The organism is Kribbella orskensis, from assembly GCF_004342085.1.
Classification (GTDB): Bacteria; Actinomycetota; Actinomycetes; order Propionibacteriales; family Kribbellaceae; genus Kribbella; species Kribbella orskensis.
In genome coordinates this window covers 183,743-197,623 of record NZ_SLWM01000004.1, presented here as the reverse complement: position 1 = coordinate 197,623, position 13,881 = coordinate 183,743, and the positions used below count along the sequence as shown (strand labels likewise).

Here is a 13,881-nt window from a genome sequence, read left to right as displayed (position 1 = left end):
CTGCGGTGTCTACGGTTTCGTGGCGTGCATGCCGGCATCCGGCTCGGCGACGTGACAGGCCGCCTCGTGCCCGTCGCCCAGCAGGCGGAGGGTGGGGGTGACGTGGTGGCACTCGTCGACGACGAGAGGGCAGCGCCAGCGGAAGCGGCAGCCGGGCGTCGGGTCGATGACCTTCGGCGGCTCGCCGGTGTCGCCTTCGACGGCGACGCTGAGCGGTGCGCGGGGATCGGGCACCGCTCCGAGCAGCAGGTCGGTATAGGGGTGCTTGGGGTTGGCCAGAACCGCCTCGGTCGGGCCGGACTCGACGATGTGACCGGCGTACATGATGAGGAGGCGGTCGGCGACGTACCGGGCGCTCGCGATGTCGTGGGTGATGTAGAGGAACGAGACGCCGGCCGACCTGCGCAGCTCCGCCATCAGGTTGAGCAGGCCGATCCGGATCGACACGTCGAGCATCGACACCGGCTCGTCGGCCAGGATGAGCTTGGGCTTGTGCGCCAAGGCCTGGGCGAAGCCGATGCGTTGCCGTTGTCCGCCGCTGAGCTCGTAGGGGTAGCGGTACATGAGGTCGGAGGCCGGCGCCAGGCCGACCGCCTCGATCACTCGCTCGGCTTCCTCGTTCCGCTGGGTCCGGGTGAGCTCGGGCTGATGCAGCTTCAGGCTGCGCAGGATGCCGTGGGAGACGCGGAAGGCGGGATTGAGGGAGCTGAACGGATCCTGGAACACCATCGGCACATCGCCGCGGTAGGCCAGCTGGTCGCGTCGCGATCGCATGCTCGACACGGCGCGGCCCTGGAAGTAGATCTCGCCGCTCGTCGGTGTGTAGACACCCGCGAGCAGGCGGGCGATGGTGCTCTTTCCGCTGCCGCTCTCGCCCGCGAGCGCGACGATCTCCTGCCGATCGATGGTGATGTCGACGTCGTCGACCGCGTGCAGCATCTTGGGGGAGAGCCCGCGGCCGACCCGGAAATGGCGGGTCAGCTTCCTGGTCTCGATCAGCGGCGCTGTCGGCACGGCCGCCTGCGGGTCGGTGTAGACGCTCACATCGGTCATGACCTCGCCTCCTGGACGGGTTCTGCCGCGGTCGCGGCGCCGGGAGCGTGCAGTAGGCAGCGGGCCTGCACGGCCCCGACCTGATAGAGCTCGGGCTCGATCTTCGGACAGTCGGCGAACACCTCCGGACAGCGCGGATTGAAGCGGCAGCCGCTCGGTGGGTGGGCGAGGTCAGGCGGACTCCCGGGAATCCCGATCAGTGGCACCTTCGGTCCGCGGATCGACGGGAACGCGTCGAGCAACCCCTTGCTGTACGGATGCGCCGGATGATCGAAGACCGCACGAGTGGCCCCCAGCTCGACCACCTGGCCGGCGTACATCACCACCAGCTGGTCGGAGAAGTGGCTGATCAGGGACATGTCGTGGGTGACGAAGACGACCGCGAAGCCGAGCTGCTGCTGCAGTTCCTTGATCTGCACCATCAGGGACCGCTGGGCCACGACGTCGAGGGCCGACGTCGGCTCGTCCATGATGATCAGGTCGGGCGTGAACAGCAGCGCCATCGCGATCATGGCCCGCTGCCGCATCCCACCGCTGAGCTGGTGCGGATAGCTCCTGAGGTGGATCGGGTCGATGCCGACCAGTCGCAGTACCTCGGCCGGGCGATCGTCGGCCACCGGTTCGTCGTGCGCCATGATCGCGTCCCTGAACTGGGTGCCGATGCTCGTCACCGGGTTGAGGGCGTTCATCGCGCTCTGCATGACGACGGAGAAGTCACGCCAGCGCAGGGCGGCCAGCTTCTTCTCGCTCATCGCGACGAGGTTCTGGCCCTGGAACCGCACGTCTCCGCTGGTGATGGCGGCCGGTGGGCTGAGCAGTTGGGCGATCGCGAACAACAGCGTCGACTTGCCGCAGCCCGACTCGCCGACCACACCCACGAACTCACCGGCATGGACGTCGAGATCCACCGCGTCGACGGCGACGACGGGCCGATCGCCGCCGGTGTCGTACTCGACGGTGAGATCACGGACCTCGAGAATGGGCCTACTTGGCACGTCGCCTCCGAACCGGCCGCAGCGCGGGGTTGCTGATCTCGTCGAACGCGTAGTTGAGCAGGGCGAACGAAACACCCAGGAGCGCGACCGCCAGTCCCGGCGACAGTGCCCAGGCCGGCAGGCCGTTCACCAGCGCACCCTGGTTCTGCGCCCAGTACAGCATCGTGCCCCAGCTCAGCGAGTTGGGATCGCCGAGTCCGAGGAACTGCAGGCCGGCGGCGGTCAGTACGGCGTACAGCGCGGCGCCGAGGAAGTTCGCGACGATGAGGGAGGTCATCGTCGGCAGCATCTCGACCACGATGATGTACGACTGACGTTCACCCCGGACGCGGGCCGACTCGAGGAAATCACGGTTGCGCAGGGAGAGCGCCTGCGCGCGCATCTGCCGGGCGCCGTACGACCAGCCGGTCAGGATCAGCACCACGACGATCACGGTGAGGTTGCCCTTGCCGGCGTAGGTCGCCAGCACGATGATCAGCGGGAACGTCGGCAGCACCAGGAACACGTCGGTCAACATCGACAGCGCGTTGTCGGCGTAACCGCCGAGATAGGCGGCCGAGACACCGATGATGACCGACAGGAAGGTCGCGCCGAGACCCGCGACGACCGCGATGATCAGCGACTCCCGCGTGCTGTAGACCAGCTGGGCGTACACGTCCTGGCCGAGGCCGGTGGTGCCGAGCCAGTGCTTGCCGGAGGGATGCTCCAGCGGCAGGTCGCCGATCGCGCGTGGATCGCCGTGCAGCCACGGCACGAACAGATGCGGGAAAGCGGCCAGCAGAATGAAGAGGAGGAGCAGCACCGCGCCCAGCATGGCCTTGCGGTTGTGCAGGATGGCACGCCACAGACCGCCCCTCGGGCGGCGGGCCGCAGTCGGTGCGGGCGCGGCGGTGCCGGCGACGATCGCACTCATCGGCGTCCTCGCTTCGCTCCGGGCGCCGATGAGCGCGGGGAGCAGCTGTGCTTGATGGTGACCTCGCTACGCTCGCTCACTGACGTCCTCGCTTCGCTCCGGGCGCCGATGAGCGCGGGGAGCAGCTGTGCTTGATGGTGACCTCGCTACGCTCGCTCACTTGCGTTCTACCCCTTCGTCCGGGCTCGCGGGTCGAGCAGGAACACCGCGAAGTCGCAGAGCAGGACACAGATCAGCACGGCCAGCGTCGACAGCAGGAACAGGGCCTGCAGTAGCGGGTAGTCCGTGCTCACCGTGGCGTTGTAGAACATGTAACCCAGGCCGGGATAGTTGAAGACGTACTCGACCAGGATCGTGCCGGAGATGACGAAACCGAGCGACATCGCGAAACCGGACAGATTGGGCAGGAACGCGTTCCGGCCCGCGTAGCCGAACATGATGCGCCGGTTCGGGATGCCCTTGGCGCGGGCCATCCGGACGTAGTCCTCGGCCAGCGTGGTCACCATGTTGTTGCGCATCGTCAGGATCCAGCCGCCGATGGCGGTGATCAGGATGGTGCCGGCCGGCAGGATGCCGTGCTTCAGCACGCTGCCGATGAAGGGCCCGTTGAACCCCGGCGTCAACCCCTGCTCGTAGTTGAAGTCGTTGGGCAGGATCGGATTGCTGCCGATCGCGAAGATCGAGATGAACAGCAGCGCGACCCAGAAGTACGGCAGGGCCGAGGTGACGATGAAGACCGGCGGCAAGATCCCGTCGATCAGCCCGCCGCGTCGCCAGCCGGCGATCGTGCCGATCAGCGTGCCGAGGACGAACGCGAGGACGGTCGCGATGCCGACCAGGCCGAGCGTCCACGGCAACGCGTCGCCGATCAGCGTGGTCACCGGGGCGCCGAGGCTGCTGCCGATCGACACCCCCCAGTGTCCGGTGACCATCGCTTTCAGGTACTCGCTGTACTGGAGAATGATGTTCTTGTCCGGGTCGAAGCCGAACTCGGCCAGGACCGTTCGCAACTGCTCCGGCGTGACGACCGAGCCGCCCTTGCTGAACCGGTCCCGCAGCGCATCCTCGGGACTGCCGGGCATCATCCGCGGGATGAAGAAGTTCAGCGTCATCGCCGCCCAGAGGGTGAGCACGAAGAATCCGAGGCGACGGATCAGGAACCTCACGGACACCAGCTCCTCGTGCTCACTCTCACGAACTGTTCCTTACTTCTGGGCCGACTTGGAGTACAGGTTCGTCAGGACCTGTCCGACGTCGGGGATGTTGTACGGCGCGGGCTGGGCGTAGGGGTCTTCCTGCGTCGGCCAGCCCTCGATGTCCTTGGTGTTGTACTGGTACCAGTCGACCGACTCGGTGGTCGGAATGATCGGCACGTCCTTGATCATGTAGCCCGAGATCTGCTTGATCAGCTTGACCTGCGTGTCCGGGTCGGCACTCGCGTACTGGTCGAACAGCTTGTCCACCTCCGGCTTGATGTAGCGCGAGTAGTTGCTGTTGGCCTGCTTGCCGATCGGGGCGCTGTTCTTCGAGTACAGCAGCTGCCGCAGCTCGTAGTACGGCGTGGGGCCGCCGGACAGGCTGGAGTAGGCCAGGTCGTAGTCACCGGTGTAGAGCTTCTGGTTGTACGACTGCTGCTGCAGGTCCTGGATGCTCAGCTCGATCCCGACCGGGGCGAGCTGCTGCTTGACGACCGCGAGCGAGGCGTCCCAGTCGGTGTAGCCGGTGACCGTGATGACGCTGAGCTTGAGCGGGTTGGACGACGAGTACCCGGCGGTCTGCAGCAGCTGCTTGGCCTTGTCCGGGTTCGGCTTGTCGTAGCCGGCGGCCGTCAGCGCGTCCTTGTCGAAGTACTTGTCGAAGGTCGGCGTGACGACGCCGGTCTGGTTCGCGGCCGGCTGGTAGCCGCTCTCACCGATCTTGGAGATCTGCTCCCGGTCGAGCGCGTAGGCGATCGCCTGCCGGACGGCCAGGTTGCTGGTGGCCTTGTGCGACGGGTCGTTGTTCGCGACGATCGCCACGTTCGCGGTCGGCGGGAACCAGTAGTTGTTGTCCGGCGACTTGGACTTGTAGAAGTTGTCGATGTTCGGGATGTACTGACCGCCCCACTGCGCCTTGCCGCTGGCCAGGTCGAGGTTGGCCGGGTTGTTGTCCAGGTACGCCGGGTACTGGACCTTCTCCAGGTACGGCTTGCCCGGCTGCCAGTAGCTGCCGTTGGCAACGTAGGAGATGTTGTTGCTGGTGCAGGACTGGACCGTGAACGCCCCGGTGCCGACCGGTTTCGGATTCGCCCAGGTGGCCGGCTTGGCGGCCGCGTCACCGGTGGACCAGATGTGCTTGGGCACGATGCCGACCTGGTTCGCGAAGTTGAAGAAGTACGGCTCGGCCGGTGCCTTGAACTTCAGCGTGACCTTGTCACCGGCCGCGGTGACACTGGTCAGGCCGGCACCGGTCCACAGCGAGTACAGGTCGAGGGCCGGCTGCTGCTTCATCAGGTTGAACGTGTAGACCACGTCGTCGGCGCTGAACGGCTGCCCGTCGCTCCACTTCACGCCCGAGCGGATGGTGAAGACGATCGAGTCCTTGGTCGGCGACCAGCTGAAGGCGGAGGCCAGCATGGGCGTGGTGGCACCGCTCTTCAGCACGTTGACGAAGGTCAGGGGCTCGTAGACGAAGCCGAGCGCCACCTGGTTGACCGCCGGGTTGAACGGGTTGAACTGGCACGGCCAGGTCTGCCCGCCCACGTTGGCGATCGTGACGGTGCCGCCCTTCTTGAACTGACCTGTGCCTTGGCCTCCGCTGCTCGTCGAGGACGACGGGTTGCTGGACGCGCTCCCGATCGGCTTGTCGCCGCCGCCACACCCCGCGGCCAGTACGCCGACCGCCACCGCGGTGACGGCGATACGTTTGATGCCACTCATCGTCTCTGCCTTTCGCTCCTCGAACTCATGGTCATGCGAATGCCTCCGCACCGAGCACCGCACCCGCGGCCTCGACGCCGAGGGCGAGTGCCCCCACCAGCGGCGCGTCCGAAGGGAATCGGGCCACTGTCAGCTCCGGTGGGAAGGGGACTGCCGCGTCGAGTGCCCGACGCAGCTCAGGTGCGATCCGGTCCCACGCACCGACCAGGCCGCCACCGACGGCGATCCGGACCGGGTCGATGGCGATCGCCAGGTTGACGACATGCATCGCCAGTTCGCGCTGGAACTCATCGGCGAGTACGGCGGCGTCCGGCTGCGTCCGCGCCATCGCGAACACCTCGGCCGCCGTGACCGGCTTGCCCAGCCGGGCGCTGCCGGTCGTCTCGAGTGCTTGGCCACTGACGACATGTTCCAGGATCGTGCGCTCTTCGGCGCCGATCCAAACGTCCGCGGCCGACCGCAGGTTGTAGCCGATCTCGCCGGACGCGCCGTGCGCCCCGGAGATCACGGTGCCGCCGGCAACGATCGCCGTCGCGAGACCGGTGCCGAGATTGAGGTAGATGCCCGGATCGCAGCCGGCCAGCGCTCCCCACCGCAGCTCGGCGGCAGCGGCCGCCTTCACGTCGGTCCCGAGCCGGACGGGGATACCGGGGAAGGCGTCCCGGACCAGCTGCCCGAAGGGGAGTGCGCCCCAGCCGGGAAAGGTGGGCGCGAGCTCGACGCGGTCGTCGTACGGAATGCCGAGCGTCGCCGCTCCGACCCCGGCGAGCTCCTGACCCGGGGCGACGTCCGCGAGCAGGTCGCGGGCCGCGGTCAGACTGCGAGTCATCGCCGCCTCGGCTCCGGCCTCGGCCACGCTGTCGACGGTCGTGACACCGAGACGCCGGCCGGACAGGTCGCCGACGGCAACGGCGATCTTCGTCCCGCCGTAGTCGAGTCCGAGGACGACAGGCCTACGTTTCATGGACTGGCACCTCCTCGTGCCGACCAATAGAATCGATAGGAAACTAACTTAACAATCACCCGGGCACAAGGGCTAACTCTGACTGTGTCCCGAAGTGTTAACGAGCGAGGAGATCGACGTGACGGTTGTCGCCGGGGGTGCCTCCGCGGCCCGCCCGCAACTGATCCGCGCGATCAATGGGAAGGTCCTGCTGGACCACCTCCGGCGGTCCGGGCCGCTGTCGAGGACAGAGCTCGCGCGGCTCTCCGGCCTGTCGAAACCGACGGTCTCCGCCGCGCTGGGCACCATCGAGCGCGCCGGACTCGTACACGCGACCGGTCAGCGGACGGGCGTCCCCGGTCCGGCCGCGATCCTGTACGGCGTACGGCCGGAAGCAGGGTTCATCCTCGGGCTGGACGTCGGGCGGGAGTTCCTGCGTGGCGCGGTCGCCGATCTGGCCGGCACCGTTCGCAGCCGGATGAGCGTGCGCGCGAAGGCCGTGGACGCGATGGCCCGGATCCAGGAGCTGGCCGGCCTCGCGACGAAGCTCCTGGGTGACGCCGGCATCGGCGCCTCGCAGCTCACCCAGACCGTGATCGGAAGTCCTGGTGTCTACGATCCGAAGCTCGACACCCTGACGTTGACCGGGCGCCTGTCCGGCTGGGACTCCCCGGCCGTGCTGCCGGCGCTGCGCGACGCGTTCGGGCCGGCGTTGATGATCGAGAACGACGTGGACGCGGCGGCCCTGGCCGAACGGGTCCACGGTCATGGTCGCGACGTCGACAGCTTCGCGTTCGTGTCCGTCGGCACCGGGATCGGCATGGGCCTGGTGCTCGACGGCAAGCTCCGGCACGGCTCGCACGGTGTGGCCGGCGAGATCAGCTACCTGCCGTTCGCCGAAGGCACCGGCAGCGATGCGCGGGATGCCCGCAAGCGGGGCAGCTTCGACGCTTCGGCCTCGGCGGCGGCGGTGGTCCGAGCCGCCAGACGTGCCGGCGTCCGTGGTGCGTCGTCGGCCGAGAAGGTGTTCGCCGCCGCGGCGCGCGGCAATGCGGTCGCCGCCGGGATCGTGGCTGAAGAGGCACTGCTCGTGGCCAAGGCGGTGTGCACCGTCATCACGGTCGTCGACCCCGACCTGATCGTCCTGGGCGGCGGCATCGGCCAGGCGCCAGGTTTCCTCGAGGCCGTCGTCGACCAGTTACGGCTGCTGGCACCGGTCCTGCCGGAAGTGAAGGTCAGCGTCCTCGCCGCCGACACGGTCGTCGCCGGCTGCATAGCCGCCGGCCTCGACCGAGCATGGCAGCACGTCGCAGCCCGAATAGGGAACTCAGCCAGTTGAGCTACAGCGGCACGCCCCAGGCCGCGAAGGTGGCGGGCGCCGCGTCGTAGTACTGGCCGGGGTTCTGGTGGAGCCAGCGGACGTTGGCGGCGCTGATGGGGGAGTCGAACAGGCGCAGGTCGTCGACGTCGGCCACTGACGAGTCCGGGTTGTCGCCGCCGACGTTCAGCTCGTTCGGCTGGAGGAGTGCGCCCACCGAGTAGGGCTCGACCGTGAACACCTTCCCGTTCAGGAAGAACTGGATCGCCTTCTGATCGCACGATGCCGCCACGTGCGTCCAGGTCTCGGCGGCGATCGGCCCTCTGGTCGAGCTGATGATGCCGGTGGTGCCGCTCGCGCCGAACAGGCGCACCCAGAACAACCCGTCCAGGTAGCCGGCATGGGTGACCTCGTCACCACCGTTGCGCAGTACCAGGAATCGGGCGCCGCTGCTGCTGGTGCGACACCTCACCCAGGCCGAGAACGCCCAACCCGGGGGCGACGCCGGCCACGTGAACGAGGTCCTCGACGCGCCCGGACCGGTGCCGTTCGACCCGAGCGCGGATCCCTGGACGCCGGTCACCCAGGACCCGGCCGCCGTGAGGGTGAGGTCGTTGCCGGACGGCGACCTGTCGTCGACGACCGTCCCGGTGTTCTCGTTGAAGTGGAAGACGCCGCGCGCGACGTTGGCCGGCCGGTACGGCGTGACGACCGGCGCGCCGCTCCAGTACCCCGAGGTCACCTCGGCGAGGAAGTTCTTGGTGAAGGTCAGGTAGTCGTACGACACCCGGCCCCCGGCGGTGGCATCGCCGCCGACGTACAACTGGTCCAGCCCGTCGATGGCCGGCGTCACGTGCGGGACACCGTCGCCGATGTTCGCCGTCGCGTTGTCGGCCTCGAGCCGGACCTGCACGTAGGTCGGGTTGATCGCGAACTGGAACCGGGTCCACTGGCCGACGGTCAGCGTCGCGGTACTGGTCACCGAGACGGTCCCGTCGTCGATCGTGGTCCAGGTGGCGGTGACGGTTCGGGCGGTGTTCACCACGACGCGGACCCGCGCGCTGCCCAGGGTGTCATTGATGGCCAGGATCGGGGCTGCTGTGCCGACGGGCGCGGTATCGAGGCGGAGCCAACCGCAGATGGCGAGCCGGTCACAGTCGGGGAAGGTGACGGCACCAGTTGCGCCGGCCGCCGTCGCGCCGGAGACCAGAGCGCCGCCGTACAGGCCCGTGGTGAAGCTGGCGGACGGTGCGACCGCGAGGTCCCGGCCGTAGCTGCCGAAGTCCTCGGCGGTGTCGTTGTCGAACGGGTAGACCGCCAGTTGGTGGTCGACCTGCTCGGCGGCCACGAGGGTCGGCCAGTACGCCGCCTCGACCGGGTCGTTCCACCAGCGCAGGTCGTCGACGATCCCGTCGAGTGCGTCGGTGCCGGTGAGCGTGTTCCGTCCGGCCTCCATCGTGACCTCGGTATCGGAGTAGGTCATCGCGGCGCCGGCGTTGACCGACAGCACCTGGACGCCGTCGACGGCGATCTTCACGGTATCGGTGGGCGGCGTGGCGTCGTACACGACGAGGACGTGATGCTGCTGGCCGTCGCGGATGCTCGTACTGGTGCTGTACGTCGTGCCCGCGATCCTCGCCTCCACGTTGCCGGTGGCGTTGGAGGCGTACACGGCCCAGTTGAGAGTGCCGTCGCTGGTCGCTGACGCGATGCAACGGGCCGCGGCGGTGTTGTTGTTCAGTTGGACCCAGGCGGCGACGGACAGCCCGCCGTCGGTGTTGAGAGGGTAGAAGTCGTCTCCGGCCTTCGGCGGCCGCACGAGGACGTGCATCGCGCCACCGGTGCAGTTCAGGCCGTTGCCGTACCTGCCCGTCGTGAGCGCTGCCGATCCGACGATCGTGCCGTGCAGGAAATAGCCGGCGACGTCTCGTACCGTCGTGCCGTCGACCGTGTCCGCGTTGAACGTGTAGCCCGCTGCTTGCGCCACGGCCGTCGCCTAGCTGGCCTTGCGGACCCGGACGGTCACCGTCAGATCAGCGCCCGCGGCTGTCGATCCGACCTGGTCGACATCGACCGTCAGGTAGTCGCCGGCGGCCAGCGCGGTGACGGCCGGATTGTTGCCGGTGGCACTGTTCGTCCCGGCCGCGATACTCGGCCGGCCGCCCTGGTCGCTGTAGATCGTGGTGCCGTTCTTGTTCACATCGACCACCAGCGCGGCGCCGGTCGGCGCGGTGTTCACCGCGGCCCGGACGGTCTCGACGACGTAATCGCCCTCGAGGTAGATCCGCGACTTGCCGGTCGCGACCGCGACGGCACCCGTCACGGAGAACGTGTACGCCTCGATCGGCACGGCCAGGACGCCGTCAATCGTGAGACTGCCCTGAATCTGCATCAGCGATTCCCCCCAGCACAGTGGTGAACTCCCCGGCCGCCGTCACCCCACGACGACCCACATAGCGGACGAGCGTACGGGGTGAACCGGCCGCCCGGAAGTGGACGGCGACGAATATTCGGTGGCGGCTCGTCGGGGGCGCTGGTAGCGTACTCGGCCTGTCTTTTCGGGTGGTTTCCCTGCACTGCGTGAAGGATCGAATCGAACCGGATGGTTCTCCGGGGCGGGACCCTGTTGATCGCCTCCAGTCCGCCGTTCGTACACCTGCCAACACGAGTTGAGGCCCCTTCCGATGGTCCAATCCGCACTCATCCCTGCCGGCTCTCCGGAACTCGAGGCCGAACGGGCCTTCCTGGCCGAGGCTCGCGCTGCCCTCTCCCGTATGCACCAGGTGGTGGAGGAGCGGGATGTCCCGCTGATCGGTGGCGAGGACAACGACGAACGCTTCACCAACGAGTCCAACATCCGCGCCAAGCAACTTCGTGCGCAGGCGCTGCTCGACCTGCCCGATGTACCGCTCTTCTTCGGGCTGCTCGACTACGAGATCGGCACCATCGAGGGGCTCGACCGGGTTCACATCGGTCGCCGGCACGTTCACGACGGCAGCGGCGCCCCACTCGTGATCGACTGGCGGGCGCCGGTGTCGGTGCCGTTCTATCGAGCGACCCGCAGTGACCGGCAGCGGGTTCTGCTGCGGCGCCGCTACGGGTTCTCCGATGCGGCCGAGCTGACCGGCTTCGAGGACGAGCCGCTGATCGGAACCGGCGAGTCAGGTCAGGCCGACGCGTTCCTGCGGGCCGAGATCGAGCGCCCGCGCACCGGACCGATGCGCGACATCGTGGCCACGATCCAGCCGGAGCAGGACGACCTGGTCCGGGCGCCCCTGCATCCGAGTGTCTGCGTGCAGGGCGCACCCGGTACGGGGAAGACGGCTGTCGGCCTGCACCGCGTGGCGTACCTGCTCTACACCGAACGGGAACGCCTGAGGCGTGGCGGCGTCGTGATCGTCGGGCCGAACCGCTCGTTCCTCTCGTACATCCGCAAGGTCCTGCCGGCGCTCGGTGAGGTCGACGTACGGCAGATCACCATCGACGAGCTGATCAGCCAGCCTGCGACGGCGTCGGACGAGCCGGAGGCCGCGAGCGTCAAGGGTGATGCCCGGATGGCCCGCGTACTGCGACGCGCGCTGTGGTCGCACGTCGGCACGCCGACGGAAGGAGTCCTGTACAGCAAGGGTTCCCAGCGTTTCCGGGTGCACGACTACGAGGTCGCGGAGATCGTGTCCGCGCTGCGCGAGTCGACCAGGTACGCCCCGGGGCGAAACGCCCTCGCGCAGCGGATCGCCCATGCCGTACTGGTCCTGATGGAGCAGCGCGGCGACTCGCCGGACGACCGGGTGCAGAATGCCGTGGCCCGCTCGAAGCCCGTGAAGCAACTGCTCGACGCGGTCTGGCCCCGGGTCGTTCCGGAACAGGTCCTGCACCGGCTGTTGTCCGATGCCGACTTCCTGGCGCAGTCGGCCGATGAATTCACGGTGGAAGAGCGCACCGCGTTGCTCTGGCGCAAGGCTCCCCGCTCCTGGAAGTCGGCGAAGTGGTCGGGCGCCGACACCCTGTTGCTCGACGAGCTCGAGGACCTGATCGAACGCAGCTCCGGCTCACTCGGCCATCTCGTCCTGGACGAGGCACAAGACCTGTCGGCCATGCAACTGCGCGCTCTGGGCCGGCGTTGTCGCACCGGCTCGGCAACGGTCCTCGGCGATCTCGCCCAGGCGACGACCCCGTGGGCCGCGGGCTCCTGGGACCGGGTGCTCGGTCACCTCGAGAAGACGGACGCCGTCGTGGCCGAGCTCGATCGGGGTTTCCGCGTACCGGCCCAGATCATCGACTTCGCGGCGAGGCTACTGCCGCAGATCGCCCCCACGCTCGGCGTGCCGAGCGGTATCCGGACGCGCGCCGACGCACTCTCGATCGTCTCGACCGATGAGCCTTCTTTCGCGGACACCCTCGTCGCCGCCTGCAGGACCGCCCTCACCGGCGAAGGCTCGGTCGCACTCATCGCGGCCGACGAGCAGATCTCAGACCTGCACGACGCGCTCGCCGCCGCCGGTCTCCATCCGGCCCTCCTCGGCGCGACCGAGGACGAGATGGACACGGAACGACTGGTCTGCGTCCCGGCAACCCTCGCGAAAGGCCTCGAATTCGACGCGGTCATCGTGGCCGAACCAGCCCAGATCGTCGCAGCCGAACCCCGCGGCCTCCACCGCCTGTACGTCGTCCTGACCCGCGCCGTCACCCGTCTCCAGATCGTCCACGCAACACCCTTGCCCACCGCCCTGACCGAGGTCCCCGCGGGCATCAGCTGAGGGCAGTCACAGCAGCGATGAGCCTGGCCCAGAAGGCCGCCCGATCGAGCTCCATCGCGACCTGGGCGTTGGCAGGACGGCCGGTGTAGCCGTGCAGGTCGACGGCTGTCGCTCCCGCCGTCCAGCGCCCGGCGGTCTCTACGACCACGTTTGCCTCGACGCACCGGACGCTCGACGGGTCGATGACTCGGGCGACGGCGACCGGGTCGTGCAGCGGTGGTGCGTCGAAGCCCCAGAGCTGCCGATAGGTCGAGGCGAAGAAGGTCATCCACTCGACGCAGATCTCGGCCAACGGCGTACCGATGCGCGCGAACGCCGCCAGTACGTCGTCGGTGACCAGCGCCTGGTGGGTGACGTTGAGGCCGCACATGGTGAACGGGAGGCCGGACCGCAGGACCTGATCCGCGGCCTCCGGATCCACGAAGGCGTTGGCCTCGGCGTACGGCGTCACGTTGCCGCGCTCGGTCGACCCACCCATCCACACGATCTGGTCGATCCGCCCGGACAGGTCCGGCCGGTCGGAGAGCAACCTGGCGACGTTCGTCAGGGCCCCGGTCGCCACGATCGTGACCGGCCCGTCGTGCTCTCGGAGTACCTCGAGGAGCAGTTCGTGGGCCGTCAGAGGGGACTCAGGTACCGCCGGTTCGCCCTCGAAGCGGGGGCCGTCCAGACCCGTCACGCCGTGCACGTCGTCCGCGATGCGCAGCGGCCGGGCCAGGGGGCGGGCGGCGCCGCGGGCCACCGGAACGTCTACCGCTCCCGCGAGCGACAGCACCCGCCTGGCGTTGACGGTGCACTTCTCGACGGTCTGGTTGCCGGCGACCGTGGTCACGGCCAGCAGGTCGACGGCCGGATCGGCCACCGCGAGCAGCAACGCCATCGCGTCATCGTGCCCGGGGTCGCAGTCGAGAATCAGCGGTATCGCCATGCAGCAGTTTGTACCAGCAGCCGGGCGCAGAACTCCGCCCGCAGACAGCAAGACGC

11 protein-coding genes are annotated in these 13,881 nt (G+C 68.4%); 2 read left to right on the top strand and 9 right to left on the bottom strand.

Going from position 1 to position 13,881, the window contains the following annotated elements; translation table 11 throughout:
- Positions 1–9: 9 nt before the first annotated feature.
- The 6 genes from EV644_RS13190 to EV644_RS13165 form a co-directional block, all read right to left on the bottom strand.
- On the bottom strand, positions 10–1,053 hold the full coding sequence (locus EV644_RS13190; RefSeq protein ID WP_132188532.1) for an ABC transporter ATP-binding protein: 1,044 nt from the start codon (positions 1,051–1,053) through the stop codon (positions 10–12).
- The gene (locus EV644_RS13185; protein WP_132188531.1) at positions 1,050–2,048 is read right to left on the bottom strand and encodes an ABC transporter ATP-binding protein; all 999 of its coding nucleotides are present in this window, start codon (positions 2,046–2,048) and stop codon (positions 1,050–1,052) included. Before EV644_RS13185 ends, EV644_RS13190 begins: the two co-directional genes overlap by 4 nt.
- Positions 2,038–2,961 (bottom strand): ABC transporter permease, encoded by a 924-nt coding sequence (locus EV644_RS13180; RefSeq protein WP_132188530.1) that lies wholly within the window; start codon positions 2,959–2,961, stop codon positions 2,038–2,040. Before EV644_RS13180 ends, EV644_RS13185 begins: the two co-directional genes overlap by 11 nt.
- Positions 2,962–3,128: 167 nt before the next feature.
- The gene (locus tag EV644_RS13175) at positions 3,129–4,127 is read right to left on the bottom strand and encodes an ABC transporter permease (protein ID WP_132188529.1); all 999 of its coding nucleotides are present in this window, start codon (positions 4,125–4,127) and stop codon (positions 3,129–3,131) included.
- A gap of 39 nt (positions 4,128–4,166) precedes the next feature.
- Positions 4,167–5,879: an ABC transporter substrate-binding protein gene (locus EV644_RS13170; RefSeq protein WP_132188528.1), complete on the bottom strand. Its 1,713-nt coding sequence runs from the start codon at positions 5,877–5,879 to the stop codon at positions 4,167–4,169.
- Positions 5,880–5,910: 31 nt separating this feature from the next.
- The gene (locus EV644_RS13165) at positions 5,911–6,843 is read right to left on the bottom strand and encodes an ROK family protein (protein WP_132188527.1); all 933 of its coding nucleotides are present in this window, start codon (positions 6,841–6,843) and stop codon (positions 5,911–5,913) included.
- 118 nt (positions 6,844–6,961) lie between these two features.
- Between EV644_RS13165 and EV644_RS13160 the strand changes: the two genes are divergently transcribed.
- Positions 6,962–8,161, top strand: coding sequence for an ROK family transcriptional regulator (locus tag EV644_RS13160; protein WP_132188526.1), 1,200 nt, complete (start codon positions 6,962–6,964; stop codon positions 8,159–8,161).
- A 1-nt stretch (position 8,162) separates the two neighbouring features.
- Here the strand turns inward: EV644_RS13160 and EV644_RS13155 are convergent, their stop codons facing one another.
- Positions 8,163–10,127 carry a laminin G domain-containing protein gene (locus EV644_RS13155; protein ID WP_132188525.1) on the bottom strand — a complete coding sequence of 655 codons (1,965 nt, stop codon included), beginning with the start codon at positions 10,125–10,127 and terminating at the stop codon, positions 8,163–8,165.
- Positions 10,128–10,136: 9 nt separating this feature from the next.
- Entirely contained in the window at positions 10,137–10,532 is a 396-nt protein-coding gene (locus tag EV644_RS13150) for a hypothetical protein (RefSeq protein ID WP_132188524.1), read from the bottom strand.
- Positions 10,533–10,824: 292 nt separating this feature from the next.
- Between EV644_RS13150 and EV644_RS13145 the strand changes: the two genes are divergently transcribed.
- Positions 10,825–12,897 (top strand): HelD family protein, encoded by a 2,073-nt coding sequence (locus tag EV644_RS13145; RefSeq protein WP_132188523.1) that lies wholly within the window; start codon positions 10,825–10,827, stop codon positions 12,895–12,897.
- On the opposite strand, the gene EV644_RS13140 is transcribed toward EV644_RS13145, so the two are convergent.
- A complete protein-coding gene (locus tag EV644_RS13140) occupies positions 12,890–13,825 on the bottom strand; it encodes a nucleoside hydrolase (protein ID WP_132188522.1) in 936 nt (311 codons plus the stop codon). The genes EV644_RS13145 and EV644_RS13140 overlap by 8 nt on opposite strands.
- Positions 13,826–13,881 lie beyond the last annotated feature (56 nt).